Below are 20,980 nucleotides of genomic sequence, written 5' to 3'. Positions count from 1 at the left end.
GGTTAACTGGCGAGAACCTTCTGAATGCGCTGGAGCGATACTGACTCCGCGGCCTTGAGTTCCTGGGCGAACAGGCTGATGCGCAGCTCCTCGATCATCCACCGGGCGCGCACAAGGCGCGCCGCGGCATCCGCTGTGAGGGGCATGGTGCCGCCCGCATTCTCGAATCGGGTGGTGGCGGCCTGGGCCTCGTTCATCCACACCCGGTCACGCCCGGGGTTGTCCACGAGCTTGGGGATGCGTGCGCTGATACCACCGAGGTAGCGGGGCAGATGACGCAGTTGCGCAAGCCCGGTCGTGCTCACGAAACCCGGGTAGACGAGCGCAGCGAGCTGCCCACGGGCGTCGCTGATCCCCGGCAGGAGCGCCATGCTCGTTGCGGCCTTGAGGGCTTTGTCGGCAGTGCGACTGGCGGCAAGTACACGGGCCACGAGGCCCACGGTCTCAAACATCGAATCCATCACAACTCCGGACACACGGTCACGAATGTTTGTGAACTCGGCCTTCATGAAGACCTGGCCATCGGGTCGAACCCGATAGAGCACATCATCGATTGCGGCGGCAAGGCAGTCCTCGAACAGTGCCGGCGTGTTCTTGTACGGACTGGTGGCGAGGCTGAGTTTTTCAGCGGATGTGAGGTGCTGTTGCACATAGGCGGACGGTGACGGTGTCGCGAGCAGGAGCAGGCGCCGCACTCCCCGGGGAAGGGCTCTGGCCTGCTCGATCTCGGTGCTCATCATCTGAATCGACACGGAATCGCCATCGTCGATGAGCGTCGGGTAGCCACGAATGGTGTTGTCACCCTGCTTCGTGTCGAGGAATCGGGGGAGTTCCGCAAAGTCCCAGGTGGTGAGGCCTCGGCGTTCTATGGCATTCGCTGGTGTGGCCGCACTCGTTGCCTTGGCAACGCTCTCGCGAACGCGGGTGACGAGTCGGCGCTGGAGATCGAGGAGATCCTTGTCCGCCGCAACGGTCTTGCCGCGCTCGTCAACGACCGAAAAGGTGACGCGCAGGTGTGAGGGAAGACGGGAGAGATCGAAGTCCGGTGCACTGACGGGCACATACGTGAGCTTCTGAATCAGGGCCGCGAGCGTGGCGGCAAAGGTGGTGTCGGGAACGGTCGTGGGGAGCGTCTGCACGATTCCGGGCTCGGGCGGCAGCTCGGCGAGCAGACGGGCCGCCCAGTCCGCCGCGGGAACCACATTGCGACGGATGTTTTTGGGCAGCGATTTGATCAAAGCCGTCACCAACTCGGCGCGTAGGCCCGGCACCTGCCAGTCGAAGCCGTTCGGTGACAGACGCGCCAGCAGTGCCAGCGGAACACGCACGGTGACGCCGTCGTCTTCGGCACCGGGTTCAAAGCGATAGCCGAGCGAGAGGCGTTGGTCGCCCTGTTGCCAGCTCGGCGGAAAGACGGCCTCGTCAATGTCGGGGGAGTCGTCGGCCACGAGTGCATCCGCAGTCATGGTCAAGAGACTGGGGGTGTCGAAGCGCGCTTTGCGCCACCAGCCCTCAAAACTGCGCGTGGAGAAGACATCCGCTGGAATTCGGCGCTGGTAAAACTCGAACACGGCCTCGTCATCGAACAGAATGTCGCGTCGCCGCGTGCGCTCTTCGAGCTCGGCAAGTTCAGCGCGCAACTGTGCGTTGGCGCGCTCGAAGGCCCACATTCCCGGGTCTCCGGTCTGCCCGGGGCGTCCTCCCCGACTGGCTGCCGTGCCCGGCCCGCTCGAGCCTCCTCGTCCGCCAGAGGCAGCCCCGCCGTCAACGGCAATGCCCACCCGCTCGTTGCGCGACCCGTTGCCCCCGGCCTGCGCGGTGGACACAGAACCGGGTCCGGATGATCGGTCCCACTCGCCCTCCACCAGCGCATGCCGAATGAACAGCTCCCGCGCGTAGGCCGGGTCGATCCGGGAGAACTGCACGCGCCGCCGTGCCACGATCGGAACGCCATACAGGGTCACCCGCTCGTACACCACAGCGGCACCCTGCTTCTGCTCCCAGTGCGGCTCGGAATAGCTGCGCTTGCAGAGGGCACCCGCCAGCGGCTCCGCCCACGCGGGATCAACGACGGCGTTCATGCGCGCAAACAAACGGCTCGTCTCCACAAGCTCGGCGCTCATCACGGCCTCCGGCTGCTTCTTCGCGAGCGTTGAACCCGGGAACAGCACGAAGCGCTGCTGCCTCGCGCCCACGTAGTCGCGCTTTGCCGTGTCTTTGAGTCCGATGTGCGAGAGCAGTCCGGCCAGGAGGGACCGGTGCACGCCATCGGGATTCACGGCCGGTTCGCCGAGGTGCAGTCCCAGCGGCTTGGCGAGTTGGCGCAGCTGTCGCAGCACGTCCTGCCACTCGCGCACCCGCAAATAGTTGAGGTACTCGTTCTTGCACAGGCGGCGGAATGCGCTGGAGCCCAGCTCGTTCTGCTGCTTCTCGAGGTAGTTCCAGAGGTTGAGCAGGGTCAAGAAGTCGCTCGTGGGGTCGGCGAAACGCGCATGCAGCGAGTCTGCCTGGGCCCGGCGTTCCAGCGGGCGCTCCCGCGGGTCCTGAATGGTGAGGCCGGCCACGATCGCCATCACCTCGCGGCTTGTGCCCTGCGCCTTCGACTCGATCACCATCCGTCCAAAACGTGGGTCAATGGGCAACTGGGCCAGCTGCTGTCCCACGCGCGTGAGCCTCGGACCAGCGCCCGCTGCGGGGCGGCCATTCCGGGCGCGGGACGGGTCTTCCGTGGGGGTGGACTCCGCTGGCTCGTCGGTCGGGGTCGTTTGCGCGCCGCGGCCCTTTCCCTTGGTCGACCCGGCGGGCTCGAGGGCGCCCAGTTCGGCCAGCAGATCGAGGCCGTCCTTAATATTGCGGGAGTCCGGCGGTGTCAGAAAGGGGAACGAGGCGATGTCACCCAGGCCGAGCGAGATCATCTGCAAAATAACGGCCGCGAGGTTGGTACGCAGAATCTCCGGTTCGGTATATTCCGGGCGGCGGGAGAAGTCTTCCTCGGAGTACAACCGAATGGCAATACCGTCACTCGTGCGCCCACTGCGCCCGGACCGCTGGTTCCCCGACGCCTGGGAGATCGCTTCAATCGGCAGTCGTTGCACCTTGGAGCGCACGCTGTACCGGCTGATGCGGGCGGTTCCGGCATCGATCACGTAGCGGATGCCGGGAACCGTGAGGCTCGTCTCCGCCACGTTCGTGGCGAGCACGATGCGGCGCCGTACGCCGGCCACCGTGGAGGGCTGAAACACTTTGTGCTGGTCCGCGGAGGACAGGCGGCCGTAGAGCGGCAAAATCTCGGTGGGGTTGCTGCTCGCCGTCGACGCATATTTGCCCTGCAGAGCATCGGCAGCGTCGCGAATCTCGGTTTCTCCGCTGAGGAAGACGAGCACGTCACCGTTCGACTCACGCTCCAGCTCATCGAGGGCCGCGGTGATGCCCTCGATGTAGTCGCGGTCCACGCTGGGGGACGCATCCGTTGTGTCGTCATCGTCGTCAATGCCAGGCTCGGCCACGAGGGGTCGGTAGCGAATCTCCACCGGGTAGGTACGCCCGGAGACCTCGACGACGGGCGCCGGCGTGCCATCGGCGGCGGCAAAGTGCTTCGCAAAGCTGGCCGGGTCGATGGTGGCCGAGGTGATGATGAGCTTGAGATCGGGGCGCTTGGGTAACAGCTGGCGCAGGTAACCCAGCAGAAAGTCGATGTTGAGGCTGCGCTCGTGCGCCTCATCGATGATGATCGTGTCGTACTTACGCAGTAGGCGGTCCCGGTGAATCTCGTTGAGGAGAATTCCATCGGTCATGAGCTTGATCCGCGTGTCGGGGCCCACTCGATCGGTGAAGCGCACCTGGTAACCCACGATGCCGCCCACCTCCTGACCGAGTTCCTTGGCGATACGCTCGGCAATGGTGCGTGCAGCGAGGCGGCGCGGTTGGGTGTGACCGATGTTCGTGCGGCCGAGTTCGAGGCAAATCTTCGGCAGCTGGGTGGTCTTGCCCGAGCCCGTGGCACCGGCCACAATCACCACCTGGTTGTCGCGAATGGCGGCGGCGATGTCATCGCGGCGCTGGCTGACCGGCAGTTCGGGTGGGAAGGTGATCTGAACGTTGTCCATGGATCTTCTATCGTACGTCGCGTAGGTGTGGCCTTCGGATGTACTGCCGGACGAGCCCGGGTGTGTTCGGGTACAGAGAGTGAACAGCCCTCGCCCCTAGGGTGGGGGGATGACGAAGCCTGTACCCACCCTGACTCTTAATGACGGCCACACCATTCCCCAGCTCGGATTTGGTGTGTTCAAGGTTGATCCGGACGAGACCACACGCATCGTGCGGGACGCCCTCGACGTGGGTTACCGCCACATCGACACGGCCGCCATCTACGGCAACGAAGCGGGCGTGGGCACGGCGCTCGCCGAGTCCGGTATCGCCCGCGATGAGCTCTTCATCACCACCAAGCTCTGGAACGATCGCCAGGGCACCGAAACGGCCTTTGCCGCATTCGATGAGAGCCTCGACAAGCTGGGCCTCGACTACGTGGATCTCTACCTGATTCACTGGCCCACCCCGGCGAAAGACACCTATGTCGAGAGCTGGAAGGCGTTGGAAAAGATTCGGGAGAGTGGCCGGGCCCGTTCCATTGGCGTCTCCAACTTTTTGGTTCCGCACCTTCAGCGTTTGCTGCAGGAAACAGACATCGTGCCGGCTGTCAACCAGATTGAGTTGCACCCTGCTCACCAGCAGCTCGACGTGACCGCACTGGCGCGTGAAAACGGCGTGCAGATTGAGGCCTGGGGACCCCTCGGCCAGGGCAAGTACCCGCTCTTTGAGACGCAGGTGATCGTGGCCGCCGCCGAGCAGCACGGGAAGACGCCCGCCCAGGTTGTCATTCGCTGGCACCTGCAGACGGGCAACATTGTGTTCCCCAAGTCGAACCGGCGTGAGCGCATGATCGAGAATTTTGACGTGCTGGACTTCGAGCTCACACCCACCGAGGTCACCATGATCTCGGCACTGGAGCGTGCCGGTCGCGTCGGCGGACACCCGAACGACATCAACTAACCCACGGCGGCAGCGGGAGGGCATATCTCCACACTCGGCGGCCTGACGTAGCCCGAACTTCCCGAGGCGAGCACAATGGAGTATGCCCAACCGCCTCGTGGATGCCATCAGCCCGTACCTACGCTCGCACGCCGATAACCCGGTGGACTGGCAGGGGTGGGGGGCGCAGGCCTTCGAGGAGGCCCGCGCCCGGGACGTTCCGGTGCTGGTGTCGATCGGTTACTCCACCTGCCACTGGTGTCACGTCATGGCCCGGGAGAGTTTCAGTGACCCTCGTCTCGCCGCCTACCTGAACGACAACTTCGTCAGCATCAAGGTGGACCGTGAAGAGCACCCCGACGTAGATGCGAGCTATCTCGCTGCCGCAAGCGCGTTCGTACAGGGACTCGGCTGGCCGCTCAACGTGTTCGTCACACCCGACGGCCGGGCTTTTCACGCCGGAACGTACTTCCCGCCGCGGCCCACCCAGGGTGCCCCCTCGTTCCGTCAGGTGCTGGAAGCCGTGACGGATGCCTGGACTACCCGCCGCCCTGAGGTGGAGGCCGGCGCTGCTCGGGTGGCTGATGCCCTCGCCGAGTCGTCCCTCCAACTGCGCACGCAGGACGCGCTGCCGGACACCGACACCCTGGAGTTGACGGTTGCCGAGTTGGTTGCGCAGGAGGACACCCTCTTCGGCGGATTTGGCGGTGCACCGAAGTTTCCGGTGGCACCGGTGCTCGGTTTTCTTCTGGGCCGCACCGACGGCCAGCAACTGGCCCTGCGTACCCTCAAACGCATGGGAGCTTCGCCGCTGCGCGACCCGATCGAAGGCGGATTCTTTCGGTACGCCGTGAACCGGGACTGGAGTGAGCCGCACTACGAGCGCATGCTCTACGACAACGCGCAGCTGCTCGAGCACTACACGCAGGCGTGGAAGCTCACGGGCGAGTCGTGGACACGGGTGGTGGCCGAGGGGATCGGCAACTTTCTCGTGGAGGTTATGCAACTGCCCGGGGGCGGCTTCGCCAGCGCCCAGGATTCCGAGAGCACCGTCGGTGGCGAGCGGGTTGAGGGTGGTTACTATGCACTGGATGACCAGGCACGCCGCAGCGAGACCCCACCGGCTCTGGACGAGAAGGTGCTCACGGGGTGGAACGGTCTGGCGATCGGTGCCCTGGCGCGCGCCGGGTTTGCCTGGGGTCACAGCGGCCGACCGTTGCTCGAGGCCGCGCGCCGCGGTGCCGACTATCTGCTTCGCCGGCACGTTCGCGAGGACGGAACCCTCCTGCGGGCTTCGATTGGTGAACGCACCTCGTCGGCCGAGGCCACCCTGGAGGATTACGGGATGTTCGCGCTCGGTCTTCTGGAACTCGCGCTGGCCACTGGTGAGGTGACCTACGCTGTGGCTGCCCGCGCACTCATTGACGGCACACTGCAGGGCCCCGTCGATGCGCCTGTCGACGGGGCCAGCGACTCGGGGGGCAGGCTCCACACCGAGGTGTTCCGTGCTCCGAACGGAGCAGATCCAGTGCTCACCGCTCAGGGCCTCGCCATCGCCCTCGACCCCGCGGAAGGTGCGTATCCCTCCGGGCTCACCGCCACGGCAACGGCCGCGAATATGCTGTACCTCCTCACCGGGGACTCGGTGTACCGCGCCGGTGCGGAAGCAGCCCTGAGCCCGGTTGCGGCCCCCGCTCGTGACCGGCCGCTCGCTTTTGGTGCCACCCTGCGCCTGTTTACGGCGTTGTCCGAGGCCGCAGAACAGCTCGTCGTGGTTTCACCCACGGAGACGACGGCCACGACACCCGCCGAATTGGTGGAGGTGGCCCGGCGCCACCCGGCCGCACTGGTGGCATGCGTCACGGAACAGCAAGCAGCGGCCTTCGCGGCTGCCGGGTTCGAGCTGTTTGCGGGTCGCTCGGCACTCGGGCCGCTGCCGCGAGCCTACCTGTGCCTCGACTTCGTGTGTCTGCTCCCGGTCACGGCCGCCGCAGATCTGGGTGGTGCGGTGGCGCTCTGACCCCACCGGGCTGGTCGCGGTCAACCCAGTAGAATCAAGGTAACGCCACCGCGTTCGACCCGCCGCTTCACACTCGACGCCTGTTACCAGGTTGCCGAGCGGGCCACTATTTCGGACGTACTCTTCGAGGCCACCGTCGCTCGCCTCGCTGGAGTTGTCCACCCCAAGGAGGACCCATGCCGACATTTGATATTCCGGGCTCAGAGCCGCGGGGCACCCTTCTGAACAACGACCACATCGGCACCGAAACCAGCTTGATCCCGGCCCCCCTGCTCAGCACGGAGCCGGAACTCGTGCTCGTCACGCCGGATGCCCGCACGCGCCGTTTCGACCGCGACGACCTGGTTGTGCGCAAGGGCGAAATAGCGCTCATCAACGGACACTTCACTCCGCATGAGTCCATGGTGAAAGACCTCGTGGCGGTGTATGACGCGCTCAAAGCAGCCGACATCGACTTTCTTCTCGTTCGCGGTGATCATGAACGCCCGGTCATCGCGGTTGACCGCAAGCGTCGCAAGGAAATCACGCGAGTGCTGGCGGCGGCCTTCGCCAACGAACCCTTCTATGCAAAGCCGCTCAACGGCAACCAGACGATGCCCCTGTTGCTCGCCGACGGTGTGCTGTCCACGATGCGCAAGTCCTCCGTTTTTCGGGTTTATCGGCCGCGGATCGAGCCGATCGGTCGACTGAGGTACGGAGCCGAAACAGCCTTTCAGCTGGAACTCTGGCGGTTCGGCGATGAGGAAATCATCGCACCGGTGGAGAACGCGCTCATGCGCACCCGGTTACTCCGTTCGGAGGCCCGCGAGACCACGATCGAACTCTACGGACGCACCTGGCTCACCCTGCAGAACATGTTCGATGACCTCGCCAGTGATGTGAGTTTCGATATTGACCTCGTCTTCTCCTGGGTGGACGGCTCCTCCGATGAATTTCAGCGCGAGCGCGCTAAGCGGATGCAGTCCTACGTGGTCGGGGAGGGGGACGACTCCGACGCCCGTTTTCGGCAGATTGACGAACTGAAGTACGCGCTGCGCAGCGTGTACATGTTCGCGCCGTGGATCCGCCGCATCTTCATCGCCACGGACTCCCCGGCACCCGTGTGGCTCGCCGACCACCCCCGCGTGACGATCATGCGCAGCGAAGACTTCTTCGTGGACACCAGTGTGTTGCCGGTCCACAACTCGCACGCCGTTGAAAGCCAGTTGCATCACATTCCAGGCCTGGCCGAGCACTTTTTGTATTCCAACGACGACATGTTCTTTGGCCGGCCCGTTGGTCCGGAGATGTTCTTCTCTCCGGGTGGCATCACGAAGTTTGTGGAGGCCGCCACCCGGATTGGGCTGGGCGAGAATGACCCCACGCGCAGCGGCTTTGAGAACGCGGCACGAGTGAACCGGGCGCTGCTGCACGAGCGCTTCGGCAAGGTGACCACGCGACACCTGGAGCACACCCCAGCGCCGATGCGGAAGAGCGTTCTGTTCGAGCTGGAGAAAGAGTTTCCGGAGGACTTCGCGCGCACCGCGGCCAGCCGCTTCCGCTCGGCAACGGATATCTCCGTCACCAACTCGCTCTACCACTACTACTCGCTGATGACCGGGCGTGCCGTCGAGCAGACGCAGGCCCGTTCGCTGTACATCGAGACGACACTGCGGGTTGCGCTGCGGCAGATGAACCGCCTGCGCAAGCGCCGCGACCAGGACATGTTCTGTCTCAATGACGGCAGCAATCCCGAGATCACCCCCGACGTGCGCCGGGCTGCAGTCACGGTCTTTCTCGACCGCTACTTTCCCATTGTGGCTCCGTGGGAGCGGTCGTCGTCGCTTACGAGCGCAGAACCGGGATCGGAGTGGTCATTGGCGGCTCGGGCCATGCAGGCAAAGTTCCCGACGGGCTAATTTCGATCTCAGACGCCTCGAGTCGACGGGTGGTCTCGGCCGCATCAATATGGTCGAGCGTGGGGAAAGTGCCGAGCGGCACAACCGAGTGCAGCACCGTGTCCGGGAACACATGAATCAGATTGAATGCCCGTGCACCGTCACGACCCAGGGTGCCACCCACAGGAACATTCAGATCTTGGGTATAGCAGGTAGCGGATGCCACGGATACGGGAATTCCGGCGAAGGTTGCGGTTGACGAGTAGTGCAGGTGACCGGCAATGATGCTGCGCACGTCGGTGCCTCGAAGTACCTGGGCCAGTGGCTGCTGGTCACGCAACTCGACGGCTACGGCGAGGTCCAGCACGCTCGGTATGGGCGGATGATGCATGGCCAAGATGGTGCCATCGGGAGCGGGCACGCTCAGCTCATGGGCCAGCCAGTCCAGCTGTTCCGGTGACACCTCGCCGTAGTGATGACCGGGGACAGTACTGTCGAGGGTGATCAGCCGTAAACCGTTCAGCTCGTAGACCCGATCAACGGGAGCTTCAAAGTCACTTCCATTGGGCGCCGTGTTGAACAGGCCGTGACGAAAAGCTCTCCGGTCGTCGTGATTGCCCATGACCCAGATGACGCGGGCCCCCAGACGTTCCGCGACAGGTTCCACGATTTCTCGAAGACGCGCGTAGGCGCCAGGTTCACCCTTGTCGGCGAGATCGCCGGTGAAGACGATGGCCTCGGGCCGTGCACCGGAGGCTTCCACCTCGCGGAACAATTCGGTGAGATGTGCTTCTACGTCCACACTGCCGTAGAGGCGACGACCCCCGGCAAGCAGGTGGGTATCGCTCAGGTGTAACAGGAAATGGTCCGGCCGAGGGTATTCAGCCGTTCGAATGCTCACGGAGCTTCCATTCGTTCTGAGGTACGCACTCTGCACGCGCGAACATCGGTACTGTGCCTATTCGATCAGACTCAGGTGACTGTCGAGTGTACGCCACGCAACTCGTCAACATCTGCGGGGCGTTCTCCACGCTCATTCTTGCGACGCCTGCAGCTGACTGTGGCATGCTTAACCGTGCGTTCCACCCTCCCTCTCGCTTCCGCGCGATATGTGGGCGGCGCAGCGCTCGTGACAGTGGCCTTTATCGGTCTCTACCTGTTCTTTGTCGCCTCGCTTACTGGTCAGAGTGCCGACCAGCTCTCCTACGACGGCGCGGAGTTCGGGCGCCGGAGTGTGACGCCCTTCACCCGTGGACTACTTGATCTGGTGCCCACTGTGAGCGTGATTGTGGCACTGGTCGTGACGGGTGTGATCTCCTTAATCAGGCGCAACTGGCGCACCCTCCTTATTGCCCTCGGTGCGGCCGCTGCCGCAGTGATTTCCGCGCAACTGCTCAAGTACGGCATTCTGAATCGGCCGGACCTGGGAGTGCTGGGATACGCGGGCAACTCATTCCCGTCAGGGCATACGACCGTCGCTGCGGCGGCTGCTCTGGTGGTTTTTCTCGTGGCAGGTCCGCGACTGCGGCCCCTGATGGCGGTGGCGGGAACGGCCTTCGCCGTGCTCGCTGGTGTGGCCACGCTCGCCAATCAGTGGCACCGGCCAAGCGATGTGATCGCTTCCCTGCTCGTGGTGGCTTTCTGGGGCTGCGTGGGTGGCGCCATCCTCACCTGGCCGAGGCGCGATGGATCGACGGGAGCAGCTGCGGTTGTCGAGACGACGCGGGTGCGGCTGCCCGAGGCATCCACTGTTGTTCGCCTTCTCCGGGTGCTGCTGGTGCCCTTTGCGGCCCTCGCCGTGCTGGCCTTTGCCGCCACGTTCCTCGGAGAATTCGGGGCATCCGTCGACCTCCTCGTGGCCTATCTGGGTGGAGTCACCGCAATTGTCACCACGGGGCTCATCCTGGCGCTGACGGGAATTCGGATGTTCTCCCGGCTGCCGTGATAGCGCGCGCCGGTCGACGTGCAGAAAAAAACGGGTTCGCGTGCCACACTGTCGTATGGCCGTCACGCTGAGATCTCTCCAGACTGCAGTTCCTCCCACCGTTTTGTACCAGGAACAGGTTCGCGATGTCTTCGCGTCCCAACCCGGACTCAGTCGGTTGGGTCAACGCCTCGTGAACACGTCGTTCAACGTGTCAGGAATCGACACGCGGCACACGGTCATTGAAGAGCTCACCCTTGATGCCGCCGGAGAGACGCCGCAGTTCTTCGACCCGGTTGAGCAGCGCCTGCTCATTCCGGGAACACGCGTGCGCAACGAGCTGTACATCGTTGAGGCCACCAAGCTGTTCGTTGAAGCCGGGCGTCGTGCCCTCGAGGCGTGCCCGGGAATCGAGGCCGCCGACATCACCCATGTGATCACCGTCTCCTGCACCGGGTTCTTCGCTCCCGGACCGGACTACATGCTCGTGCGTGAACTCGGCCTGAGCCCGGCCACCCAGCGTTACCACCTCGGTTTCATGGGGTGCTACGCCGCAATGCCGGCGCTGCGCACCGCCAAACAGTTCGTGGAGGCCGACCCGAATGCGGTGGTGCTGGTGGTGAGCGCAGAGCTGTGCTCGTTGCACCTGCGCACCTCCAACGACCCCGACACCATCGTGGCCTCGTCACTGTTCTCCGACGGTGCTGCCGCGGGCATCGTCAGCTCCCGTGCGCCGCTTCCCGGGGAGAAAGCCCTCAACCTCGACCTGTTTGAGACCGTGATCACTCCAGTGGGTGAGGGGGACATGGCCTGGAAGATTGGCGACGAGGGCTTCGAAATGGTGCTCAGCACCTACGTGCCCCACATCATTGACCAGCACATTGCGGGGGCGCTCGCACCACTCATGGCCCGCGATGCCGAGCTCAGCTCGCTGCTCACCGACGACGGCCTGGGTTTCGCCGCGCTCACCCCGATCGAGTCGGCAGACGGTGCCGACTGGCAAACCGCGCCCGCCGGCTCGGTGGCCACCCTCGTGGCACCAGCTCCCAGCACCGCCATCGCGCACTGGGCTATTCACCCGGGCGGACGCAGCATCCTCGACAAGACCGAGGCCAAGCTGGGCCTCAGCGAAGCGCAGCTGCATGCGTCTCGCGAGACGCTGCGCGAGCACGGAAACATGAGCAGTGCCACCATCCTGTTCGTGATGAAGGCCATTCTCGAGGCCCCCACGAGCGCAGACGGCGAGCGCCTGTGCGCCATGGCGTTTGGGCCCGGTCTCACCGTGGAGTCTGGGCTCATGACCGTCAGCATCGGCTGAGGGTTGATTCCGTCGCTGCGCGAGCGAGCGGATGACGCCGTCGAGATCATGGACGGCGACTGCGACCCCGCGATGCTCACCAGAACCTATGCAAACTTTCGCCTGATCAATGCCGTCGTCTCGGGCTGGGGCACCGTATACCGCCGCGATATTCGCCCGGCCCTGTCTACCACGCGGCTCACGACCCTGCTGGACATCGGCTCCGGTGGTGGAGACGTGTCCCGTGCGCTCGCGCGCTGGGCGGTGCGGGACGGCCTGCGCCTGAACGTCACCGGTATTGACCCGGATGCGCGGGCACACGCGTTCTGCCTCGCGCAGCCGGAGCAGCGAGGGCTCACCTTTCGGCGTGCATTCAGTTCCGAGCTGGTGGCAGAGGGCGCGCGGTTCGACTTCGTGGTCTCCAACCACATGCTGCACCACCTCGGGGCGGCTGAGCTGGGAGCGTTGCTCGTGGACTCCGAACAGCTCGCCACCCGCCGTGTTCTGCACGCCGACATTGAGCGCAGTCGCTTCGGGTACCTGGGGTTCGCCCTCGGAACCTGGCCGTTCTTTCGGCGTTCCTACATTCGCCCCGATGGCCTGACCTCCATTCGCCGCAGTTTCACCGGCCCCGAGCTAGCCGGAGTCACCCCACCGGGCTGGCGGGTGGTGCGAGCGCTTCCGTCGCGCCTTGTGCTCGAATGGAATGCCCGGGGTGGCGCCCATGCGTGATGTTGTGATCGTGGGAGGCGGACCGGTGGGCATGATGCTCGCCTGCGTTCTCGCGGTGCGTGGACTGGACGTGCAGGTGCTGGAACAGCGCACGGAGCCGTCCCTGCGGTCACGCGCCATTGGCATTCACCCTCCGCTGCTCAACGTGCTGGATGAGATTGGCGTGGGCCGGGATATTGTGAGCCGGGCCACGCACGTTCAGGACGGCAGCGTGCGCTGTGACGGCCGAGACCTCGGCACCATGTCGTTTGCGGAGCTGCCCACTCGTTACCCCTTCGTCGCCACGCTTCCGCAGTATGACACCGAGTCCCTGCTGCGCAATCGGTTTGAACAGGTGCGCCCCGACGGCGTTTGCGGAGGCGTCACGGTCACCGGAGTGCGGGAGCGAACCGATCACCTGGAGGTGCTCACCGACACCGGTGACAGCATCCAGGCGAGGTTCGTGGTGGGTGCCGACGGCGCACGCAGCCGGGTTCGGGAAGCCATGCGCATCGGGTGGACGTCACTCGGCCGAAGCGGAACCTACGTCATGGGCGACTACGCCGACACCGGCACCCTCGGCGACACGGCCATGCTCTACTTCGAACGGGGCGGAGTCGTGGAGTCGTTCCCGCTGCCCGGCGAACACCGCCGGTGGGTGGCCATGACCGACTATCTGGCCACCGAGGCCACCAGCAGTGACCTGGCCGACATCATCCGTCACCGCACCGGTGCCGAGGTGGGGGAAGCTCGCGGGGAGGCGAGCGCCTTCGGGGTGCAGCAGCATCTCGCCGCGCGCATGTCGTCCGGGCGAGTGGCACTCGTGGGCGACGCTGCGCACCAGATCAGCCCCATTGGCGGGCAGGGCATGAACCTGGGCTGGCTCGACGCCGTGGCGCTCGCACCGGCGATCGAGCAGGGTCTTAGTTCTCCCCAGCACGCGGTAGCAGCACTGTCGGCCTACGGTAGGCGGCGACGGCGCACCGCCGTCATCGCCGCGCAGCAGGCCGGATTCAATATGAACATGGGTCGTCCCGCCACCGGGCTGCGGCTCAGTGCGCGCAACGCGCTGGTACGAACCCTGGCGCAGCCGCCGGCCAACGCCCTCGTGGCTCGGGCCTTCACCATGCGCTGGCTCTAGGCGGTTACCGTCGTCGGGTTTAATAGACCAGTGACTTCCGCTCTGATTGACCAGCTCCGCGCCGACCTGACCGCCGCCCACTACTCGGTGAGCGCACTGACGGGACTGTGGGGTATCCAAGCGGATGCCGCGCTGCGCCGCAACCAGCGGGTGCCGGCCCGCCGCGCCCTCGTGGCGCTGCGCGAACGTCTGTCCCGGCCGGAACCGACCGCCACCCTCGCGCAACTGTTCGTACTGGGGCTGCCCGTCCCGACCGGCGACCTGCGCGCCGCCTTGCCGGCGCTCGGCATCGAGGGCGCGACTGCCCTCGGGCTGGTCGCGGAGCACGGCACGGACATGCGCCCGCTCGTTGATCTTCGCCCATATTCCTTCATTGATGCGGCCGGAGCCGGCAGCTGGTGGATCATCTCCGACCTCGGTGAACTCGCGCTGGGGCATCCGCTGGGGGAGAACCATGTTCTGGGCGTGGGTGGGGCATCGCGCACGCTCAGCTCGCTCATCATGCCGATTCAGGTGGAGTCGGTGCTTGACCTCGGCACGGGGTGCGGCATTCAGGCGCTGCACGCGGCCCGCCATGCGTCGCGGGTCGTCGCAACCGACATCTCCGAGCGAGCCCTTGACCTTGCCGCGCTGAACGCGCGCCTCAATGGCATCGACAACATCGAGTTTCGACTCGGAAGTCTCTTTGATCCCGTGGCCGGGGAACAGTTCGACCACATTATTTCCAACCCCCCGTTCGTGATCACGCCCCGGGTTCCGGGGGTGCCGAGCTACGAATACCGCGACGGTGGCATGGTGGGCGATGCACTGGTGGAGGCCGTGGTGCGGGGTGCTGCTGCCCACCTCACACCGAACGGGGTGGCGCAGCTCCTCGGCAATTGGGAGTATCGGGGCGATACCGACGCCTTTGACCGCCTCGGCGACTGGCTCGAATCCGGAGACCAGCCGCGCCTCGATGCCTGGATCATCGAGCGTGAGGTACAGCAGCCCACGGAGTACGCCGAAACGTGGATCCGTGACGGCGGGACCCGGCCCGACACACCGGATTTCGACCGGCTCTACGCGGCCTGGCTCGATGATTTTGAGGCGCGCGATGTTCGTCAGGTGGGTTTTGGCTACCTCATGCTGCGACGCCCGGCCCGCGGAGAACCCACCCTGCGCCGGCTTGAGCGGTTGCCGGAAGCACTCGGCCACAACGCCGCGGGCATCGGGGCCCACCTCGCCGATTGTCTGCTGGCCCACGACTGGCAGGCGAGCACGAGCGATGCGGATTTGCTCCGGGCAACGCTCACGGTGGCGCCCGACGTCACCGAGGAACGCCACTACTGGCCCGGTCAGGACGACCCCACCCTGCTCACCCTCCACCAGGGCAGCGGATTCGGGCGGTCCGTACCCCTGAGCACGGCGCTCGCCGGGCTCGTGGGTGCGTGTGACGGCGAGCTGAACATTGGCGCCATCGTAGGTGCTCTCGCCCAGCTGCTCAGCGCCGATGAGAACGAGCTGAGTGAGGAACTGCTGGGGCAGGTGCGCCAGCTGCTCGCCGACGGTTTTCTGCAGATTCCTGGTCGCTGACGCGTTACCTATCCCGCGTCTCCGCGGTGAAGTCGGCCCGCTGCGGTAGTTTGGTTCTATGAGCTGCGCCGGATTGGATACGTGCACATCGTCCACGACTGAGACGTTCGCACGGTGATGAAGCGCCGTCAGTTTTTGATCGGAACGGCATCGGGGCTGTCGGTCCTGGTGCTCGCGGCCTGTGGTGCGCCGTCGCCCCAGCCCACGGCATCCGTTGTTCCCACCGCACTGCCCTCGGTGGTGCCGAACCCCCAGGGCATGGCGCGTACCTCGTGGTCGACCGACCCCTTTGCTCGTGGTTCGTTCAGTTTTTCCGCTGTGGGCGCGGCGCCGGAAGACCGACTGGCTCTCGCCCAGCCCCTCCTGAACCGGGTGTTCTTTGCCGGTGAAGCAACCGCGGCCACGGAACCGGGAACGGTGCAGGGCGCCCGCGAGTCGGGTCTGCGGGCAGCGACGCAGGTGCAGGCCAGTGGCCAGGTCAGCGACCGCGTCACCGTCATTGGCGCCGGCATCGCGGGCTTGGCGGCAGCCACTCAGCTGCGCGAAGCCGGATATGCGGTGAGCGTTGTCGAGGCCCGCGAGCGGGTGGGCGGTCGCATTGACACGGTCACGCAGGGATGGCCGACCCCGATCGAGCTCGGGGCGTCTTTTGTGCGCAACGCCGCGTCGAACACTCTGAACGATGAGTTCGCGGCGTTGGGCGTGAGCACCCTGCCGTTCTCGCGCGAGCCGGAGGTGCGCACCCGGACGGGCGAGGTTGTGCCGCTTTCGCCGCTCGGCGCCGATGCCGTGGCTGCGGCGCTGGTCTGGGCCGCGTCACAGCTGCAGGACGTCTCCGTGGAACGCGCCATCGTGGACTCGGGAGAATCCGATCAGTCTGCGTCCCTCGACGCCGCGGGGCTCTCAGATGCCGACTGGTTGCACTATGAGATCACCACCCAGCTCAAAATGGACTCCGGCGCCCTCCCCAGCGACCAATCCGCGTGGTACACCGCCGCCGCACCCACGAGCGATGACGACTATATCGTCGTGGGCGGTTATGCCAACCTGCTCAGCAGCGACGCTGCCGCTCTTGATGTCACCCTGGCCAGTGTGGTGACGCTCATTGCGTACACCGAGGAGGGTGTGAGTCTGCGACTCGGTGCCGGCGAGGCGCTCTCCGTGGACCGCGTGATTGTCACCGTTCCACTCGGTGTTCTCAAAGACGGGGCCGTGGAGTTCTCACCGGAGTTACCGTTCGCGCACCGGAGTGCGATTGCCGCGATGGGCGTGGGTGTGGTCGACAAGGTGTGGCTGCGCTATGACGTACCCTTCTGGGATACCGCTGCGCCAGTGTGGACCACCGTTGGATTGGATGCCGACTTCCCGGTGTGGGTCAACATGATGCCGATCACGGGAGAACCGGTGTTGATGGGCATGGTGGCTGCGGAGAACGCGCTGCGCCTAGCGGAGTCGAGCGACGCAGATTTTCTGGCTGCGGCGCTGAAATCACTGGAGCCGTTCCTCGCCGAGGCCTAAGCTCACGCGCTTGTTCGCTGCAGCCGACCCCTGTCGGGCCGAGTCGGCTCGGGCTTGGGCTCGTGCTTGGATTCGTTGAGGGGCGGGCTGCCGATCACCTGCATGCGCGGGGCCTGCGGGAACACGGCGAGCTGCGGCATCCGCGTGATTCTGGTGAGAGCTACGAGGAGGGCGGCGATGCCGGTGATGATCCCCACGATGATGGCACAGTAGAACACCGTTTCGGTCGGGCCACTCACCTGCCGCGCATCGAGGAAGAAGTAGGGATACCAGCCCATCCGGTCACCACGAATGAGGGTGAACACGAGCCAGGTAATGGGAAAAACGATCACCCAGGGCAGATACCGCCACGGAACGCGCGCCTTGAACGGGTCCACGATCCAGTCCAGGAGCGCCAGGGCGGGGATCCAGAAGTGCAACACCTGACTGGACCAGGGCACCGCGATGGCGTAGTTAGCACCCGAGGCCTGCAGGACGATGAGCGCGTAGACCACACCGGACACCAAAATATAGGTCGTAATCATGGCCCGAGCCATATCAAGCCAGGCCGGGTCCCGGGGACGCCGCAGAGCGATGAGGGCCGCCAGACCCAGCACCAGGATGGCGGCTATAGCGCTCTGAACGGTGAAATAACTAAAAAAGTTGCTCAGTGCAAAACTGGCGACGCCCAGCGTATAAATGAAATAGCCGGTCAGAGCGATGAATCCGAGGGTCGCCAACAGAAGTCGGGCAATGCCAAACCTTCTGCGCATCGCGTCTCCTGTCGAAAAAAACCGTGTGCGTGCACACAGCAATGCACCAACGCTACGCCTGCTTGCACCCTGCGGCGTCGACTATTCCATTTCTTCCCGCATTCGACGGCGCTGCACCACGAGAGGCTCTGCCCTACTCTGGAGGAATTGAGCACGTGACAATACTTTCGTGGAAGGATTCCCATGACACTGGTGACCGCTGATTTGTACGACGAGCACGAAGAAGCACTGCAGTCCGTTTCGCTGCAGTTTCAAAATCTGGGCGGTCGCGCCCGTTTCAGCGGTGCGATCCGCACCGTGACCTGCTTCGAAGACAATGCCTTGATCAAGTCGATTCTGGCCGCCCCGGGCGAGGGATCAGTGCTCGTTGTCGATGGGGCGGGCTCGCTCAATTCCGCGCTCATGGGTGACATGATTGCCGAATCAGCGGTAGCCAATGGCTGGGCGGGTGTTGTCATCAACGGGGCCATTCGCGACCGTGTTGCTCTCTCGCACCTCGACCTGGGAGTGAAGGCGCTGGGCAGCAACCCGCGCAAGAGTTCAAAAACGGGCAGCGGTGAAGCAGATACGGTGGTCGCTTTTGCCGGGGTGACGTTCACTCCGGGACGCACCATCTACTGCGACGAGGACGGAATTCTCGTCGAGCGCTGACGCAGGGGCGCTACTGAACCGCGTCGTCGATGGTGGTGACGGTGAAGGCTGCGTCGAGTTCAACGTCAACGTCGCGGCCGTCCGGGAGGGTGATCTCAACCTCATAGCGGTGGTCGGAGTCGTCACTGCGGTCGAACTCGGTGACCGTTCCGCTGCCCACGGCGGCGAGGGCAGCAGCCTCAGCGTTGGCCTGATCGTCGGCCTGATCGTCGGCGGGTCCGGCCGTTGCGGTCGGCGCAACAGACGTGCTGGGCTCGGAAGTACCACCCGAAGTTGATTCGTTTCGGTCGAGGTTACCGGTCCACACCACCTGGAACGCGCTGTCCAACTCCACATCGATCTCGTCGCCATTGTCGAGACGAACCTCGAGGTCGTATTCCGGCCCGCCGTCGTCCGTGCGCTCGGCGCTCGTTACCGTACCCGGGCCCACCTCGGCCAGAGCGGCATTGCTGGCACGCTCGAGCGTCTCTCCGCTCAGGGTGTCGTCTCCCATCTCGCTCACGGCGACGGCAACGCCAGCTCCGGCGAGTCCCACGACGATGGCCGCACCAGCGGCGATCAGGACGAATTTCTTCTTCATGTGTGGTGCATCCTCAATGTGGGGTCCCCGAACTGTCCCTCAGACAGGGTACAGATTGTCATCAACTTTATCCCGCGGATGTGTGGTGACCCGGCGGCCGCAGGTTTCCCACAAGTGGGGCTTGAGGGCATCGCCCCCCGTGGTTAACGTCAAGTGAGGGTTGAGGAGACCAGTGTGCCTAACGCCCCGACAATGCGAGAACGCCGTGCCGCTCACTCGGTCATCGAAGTCCTGCTCCTCGAGCAGAGTCTCGTCCCGCGGCGGTCTCGGATCAGTCGATTGTTCGGGCGTTCCCCGCTTGGACCGGCGAGCCTGGTCTGGTACCGCGGAGCGAAAGCCGAAATTGCTGTGGGCAGGATTCTGGCCGAACTCCCCGCCGGATGGATCATATTTCATGCGTTGCCGGCCGGCAACGAGGGAACAGACATCGACCACCTGGTTGTGGGGCCCGCTGGTGTCTTCACGATCCACACCACCCGGCATCGCCATAAAAAGGTCCGGGTGGCTGGCCGCACCGTTATTGTCGACGGCGAACGCCTGCCCTACATTCGAAAGGCCGAGGTTGAGTCGGCTCGTGTGACGGCGCTCCTCCAAAAGCGGATGCTGTTGCGCGCGGCGGTGAGCCCCGTCGTTGCCATCGTTGACGCGAGGCAAATTACCGTGTACCAGCCGCCCGCGCGGGTGAAGGTGATCGATGCGGACGAGCTCAGGCCCTGGCTCCTCACTCGCCCGCACATCTTCACTCTGCCTGAACGTGTGGCGGCCTCCGACATTATTGACAGCCCGGAAACCTGGGACGCGGTCCTCGGGGTTGAACCCTCCAGCCTGACCGAGCAGTTCACGCAACTTGAACGATCTGTGCACTCCGCTCGCATCCGGCGTTTCGTCTGGGTGCCCGGCATTTCTGCAGCCGTCATTCTCTTCGCGGCGGTCATTCACCGCATCGTCCCCGCGCTGATGGGATTCTGAGCGGCACACTGATCGTTCCACTGCCCCTACTGGGGCTCTCGGACAACCTGGCATCCTCGCTAACTTTGAACCACTCGAGGAGGAATTCCCGTGACCGTCGACATACCCGCTATGCGCACTCGACTCGCGGCCCACACGGTCATTGAAGATCTGGTGGATCAGCGTGGCGCAACCATCCGTTCACCCTTCGATCGTTTGCTGGGACGTTCCCCGTTGCAGGGGGAGTGCCTCGTCTGGTATCACGGAGCCCAGGGGGATATCGGGCTGGGCGCAGCCCTAGCCAAGCTGCCGGCTGGCTGGACCGTCTTTCATTCCCTCCCGGTGGGCGCGGTGCGGTCAGAGATTGCACACTTCGTGGTGGGTCCGGGGGGAGTCTTCAGCATCACGACACAGACCCCGCACGGTAAGAGCATTTGGGTTTTCAAGCGTCTGCTGCTCGTTGCGGGGTACCCCACCTCGTACCTCCACGACGCCGAATATGAAGCGGAACGAGCAACTCGAGTACTTCGAAAGCGGATGCCGCATCACGGTGTCGTGCGACCGGTTATCGCGCTCGTCGATCCGGGCGAGGTCGTGATCCGGGAGAAGCCCGGTGAGGTGAAGGTGCTGAACGCCCGTCACCTGAATAGCTGGCTGCTGCGGTTGCCACACATTCTGAACCCGCGTGAGCTCATGCAAATTGTGACGCTCGTGGATGATCCAGGCACCTGGGGAGCGATGCCGCAGCTGAACTCTCGTGACGTGATGGCTCGCTTTGCCGCGCTGGAGGCGGCCATGACCGTGTCGCGCCGCCGGCGGGTGTCGTGGATATCTGCTGGGGCCGCCATTGTGCTTGCCACGGTTGGTGTGGAAACGCTCATCGTGGTGCACCTGGTGTCCGCCATGCTCGCAACTGTTCCCCGACCCTTTTGATCGGAGCCGGCACCTGATCGGAGCCGGC

The 20,980-nt window shown here is 64.7% G+C and carries 16 protein-coding genes; 12 read left to right on the top strand and 4 right to left on the bottom strand.

What is annotated here, in order from left to right; genetic code table 11:
* Window positions 1-2: 2 nt before the first annotated feature.
* A complete protein-coding gene (locus tag H4V99_RS12340) occupies window positions 3-4,106 on the bottom strand; it encodes a DUF3418 domain-containing protein (RefSeq protein ID WP_280678709.1) in 4,104 nt (1,367 codons plus the stop codon).
* Between the two features lie 109 nt (window positions 4,107-4,215).
* On the opposite strand from H4V99_RS12340, the gene H4V99_RS12335 reads away from it, so the two are divergent.
* The 3 genes from H4V99_RS12335 (at window position 4,216) to H4V99_RS12325 (ending at window position 8,946) form a co-directional block, all read left to right on the top strand.
* Window positions 4,216-5,049 carry an aldo/keto reductase gene (locus H4V99_RS12335; RefSeq protein ID WP_280678707.1) on the top strand — a complete coding sequence of 278 codons (834 nt, stop codon included), beginning with the start codon at window positions 4,216-4,218 and terminating at the stop codon, window positions 5,047-5,049.
* 82 nt (window positions 5,050-5,131) lie between these two features.
* The gene (locus H4V99_RS12330; protein ID WP_280678705.1) at window positions 5,132-7,048 is read left to right on the top strand and encodes a DUF255 domain-containing protein; all 1,917 of its coding nucleotides are present in this window, start codon (window positions 5,132-5,134) and stop codon (window positions 7,046-7,048) included.
* 176 nt (window positions 7,049-7,224) lie between these two features.
* Window positions 7,225-8,946: a stealth family protein gene (locus H4V99_RS12325; RefSeq protein ID WP_280678703.1), complete on the top strand. Its 1,722-nt coding sequence runs from the start codon at window positions 7,225-7,227 to the stop codon at window positions 8,944-8,946.
* Here H4V99_RS12325 and H4V99_RS12320 read toward each other — a convergent pair.
* Window positions 8,873-9,826 (bottom strand): phosphodiesterase, encoded by a 954-nt coding sequence (locus tag H4V99_RS12320; RefSeq protein WP_280678701.1) that lies wholly within the window; start codon window positions 9,824-9,826, stop codon window positions 8,873-8,875. The genes H4V99_RS12325 and H4V99_RS12320 overlap by 74 nt on opposite strands.
* A gap of 174 nt (window positions 9,827-10,000) precedes the next feature.
* On the opposite strand from H4V99_RS12320, the gene H4V99_RS12315 reads away from it, so the two are divergent.
* The 6 genes from H4V99_RS12315 to H4V99_RS12290 all read left to right on the top strand — a co-directional run bounded on the left by H4V99_RS12315 (window position 10,001) and on the right by H4V99_RS12290 (window position 17,088).
* Window positions 10,001-10,870, top strand: a complete 870-nt coding sequence (locus H4V99_RS12315) for a phosphatase PAP2 family protein (protein WP_280678699.1) — start codon at window positions 10,001-10,003, stop codon at window positions 10,868-10,870.
* Window positions 10,871-10,925: 55 nt separating this feature from the next.
* Entirely contained in the window at window positions 10,926-12,167 is a 1,242-nt protein-coding gene (locus H4V99_RS12310; RefSeq protein ID WP_280678697.1) for a type III polyketide synthase, read from the top strand.
* Between the two features lie 3 nt (window positions 12,168-12,170).
* Window positions 12,171-12,878, top strand: coding sequence for a class I SAM-dependent methyltransferase (locus tag H4V99_RS12305; RefSeq protein ID WP_280678695.1), 708 nt, complete (start codon window positions 12,171-12,173; stop codon window positions 12,876-12,878).
* Complete coding sequence (locus tag H4V99_RS12300) at window positions 12,871-13,998, top strand: NAD(P)/FAD-dependent oxidoreductase (protein WP_280678693.1); 1,128 nt, start codon at window positions 12,871-12,873, stop codon at window positions 13,996-13,998. The genes H4V99_RS12305 and H4V99_RS12300 overlap by 8 nt, the downstream gene beginning before the upstream one ends.
* Before the next feature lie 30 nt (window positions 13,999-14,028).
* On the top strand, window positions 14,029-15,570 hold the full coding sequence (locus tag H4V99_RS12295) for a methyltransferase (RefSeq protein WP_280678691.1): 1,542 nt from the start codon (window positions 14,029-14,031) through the stop codon (window positions 15,568-15,570).
* Between the two features lie 117 nt (window positions 15,571-15,687).
* On the top strand, window positions 15,688-17,088 hold the full coding sequence (locus H4V99_RS12290; protein WP_280680111.1) for an NAD(P)/FAD-dependent oxidoreductase: 1,401 nt from the start codon (window positions 15,688-15,690) through the stop codon (window positions 17,086-17,088).
* A 2-nt stretch (window positions 17,089-17,090) separates the two neighbouring features.
* On the opposite strand, the gene H4V99_RS12285 is transcribed toward H4V99_RS12290, so the two are convergent.
* Complete coding sequence (locus H4V99_RS12285) at window positions 17,091-17,840, bottom strand: Pr6Pr family membrane protein (RefSeq protein WP_280678689.1); 750 nt, start codon at window positions 17,838-17,840, stop codon at window positions 17,091-17,093.
* Between the two features lie 183 nt (window positions 17,841-18,023).
* Here H4V99_RS12285 and rraA point away from each other — a divergent pair, with 183 nt between their 5' ends.
* Complete coding sequence (rraA, locus tag H4V99_RS12280) at window positions 18,024-18,491, top strand: ribonuclease E activity regulator RraA (RefSeq protein WP_280678687.1); 468 nt, start codon at window positions 18,024-18,026, stop codon at window positions 18,489-18,491.
* A 10-nt stretch (window positions 18,492-18,501) separates the two neighbouring features.
* Here the strand turns inward: rraA and H4V99_RS12275 are convergent, their stop codons facing one another.
* A complete protein-coding gene (locus H4V99_RS12275) occupies window positions 18,502-19,071 on the bottom strand; it encodes a PepSY domain-containing protein (protein ID WP_280678685.1) in 570 nt (189 codons plus the stop codon).
* Between the two features lie 174 nt (window positions 19,072-19,245).
* On the opposite strand from H4V99_RS12275, the gene H4V99_RS12270 reads away from it, so the two are divergent.
* On the top strand, window positions 19,246-20,040 hold the full coding sequence (locus tag H4V99_RS12270; protein ID WP_280678683.1) for a nuclease-related domain-containing protein: 795 nt from the start codon (window positions 19,246-19,248) through the stop codon (window positions 20,038-20,040).
* A 90-nt stretch (window positions 20,041-20,130) separates the two neighbouring features.
* A complete protein-coding gene (locus H4V99_RS12265; protein ID WP_280678681.1) occupies window positions 20,131-20,952 on the top strand; it encodes a nuclease-related domain-containing protein in 822 nt (273 codons plus the stop codon).
* Window positions 20,953-20,980 lie beyond the last annotated feature (28 nt).

The sequence above is a fragment of the Cryobacterium sp. CG_9.6 genome, assembly GCF_029893365.1.
Classification (GTDB): Bacteria; Actinomycetota; Actinomycetes; order Actinomycetales; family Microbacteriaceae; genus Cryobacterium.
Note: the sequence above shows the minus strand (reverse complement) of the source record. Positions and strands in the feature narration are given on the sequence as shown.

What these genes read in the sequence shown, in the direction of transcription:
- H4V99_RS12340 (WP_280678709.1), bottom strand. Translation starts at nt 4,106, where the DNA reads ATGGACAACGTTCAGATCACCTTCCCACCCGAACTGCCGGTCAGCCAG.
- H4V99_RS12335 (WP_280678707.1), top strand. Translation starts at nt 4,216, where the DNA reads ATGACGAAGCCTGTACCCACCCTGACTCTTAATGACGGCCACACCATT.
- H4V99_RS12330 (WP_280678705.1), top strand. Translation starts at nt 5,132, where the DNA reads ATGCCCAACCGCCTCGTGGATGCCATCAGCCCGTACCTACGCTCGCAC.
- H4V99_RS12325 (WP_280678703.1), top strand. Translation starts at nt 7,225, where the DNA reads ATGCCGACATTTGATATTCCGGGCTCAGAGCCGCGGGGCACCCTTCTG.
- H4V99_RS12310 (WP_280678697.1), top strand. Translation starts at nt 10,926, where the DNA reads ATGGCCGTCACGCTGAGATCTCTCCAGACTGCAGTTCCTCCCACCGTT.
- H4V99_RS12300 (WP_280678693.1), top strand. Translation starts at nt 12,871, where the DNA reads ATGCGTGATGTTGTGATCGTGGGAGGCGGACCGGTGGGCATGATGCTC.
- H4V99_RS12290 (WP_280680111.1), top strand. Translation starts at nt 15,688, where the DNA reads ATGAAGCGCCGTCAGTTTTTGATCGGAACGGCATCGGGGCTGTCGGTC.
- H4V99_RS12285 (WP_280678689.1), bottom strand. Translation starts at nt 17,840, where the DNA reads ATGCGCAGAAGGTTTGGCATTGCCCGACTTCTGTTGGCGACCCTCGGA.
- rraA (WP_280678687.1), top strand. Translation starts at nt 18,024, where the DNA reads ATGACACTGGTGACCGCTGATTTGTACGACGAGCACGAAGAAGCACTG.
- H4V99_RS12275 (WP_280678685.1), bottom strand. Translation starts at nt 19,071, where the DNA reads ATGAAGAAGAAATTCGTCCTGATCGCCGCTGGTGCGGCCATCGTCGTG.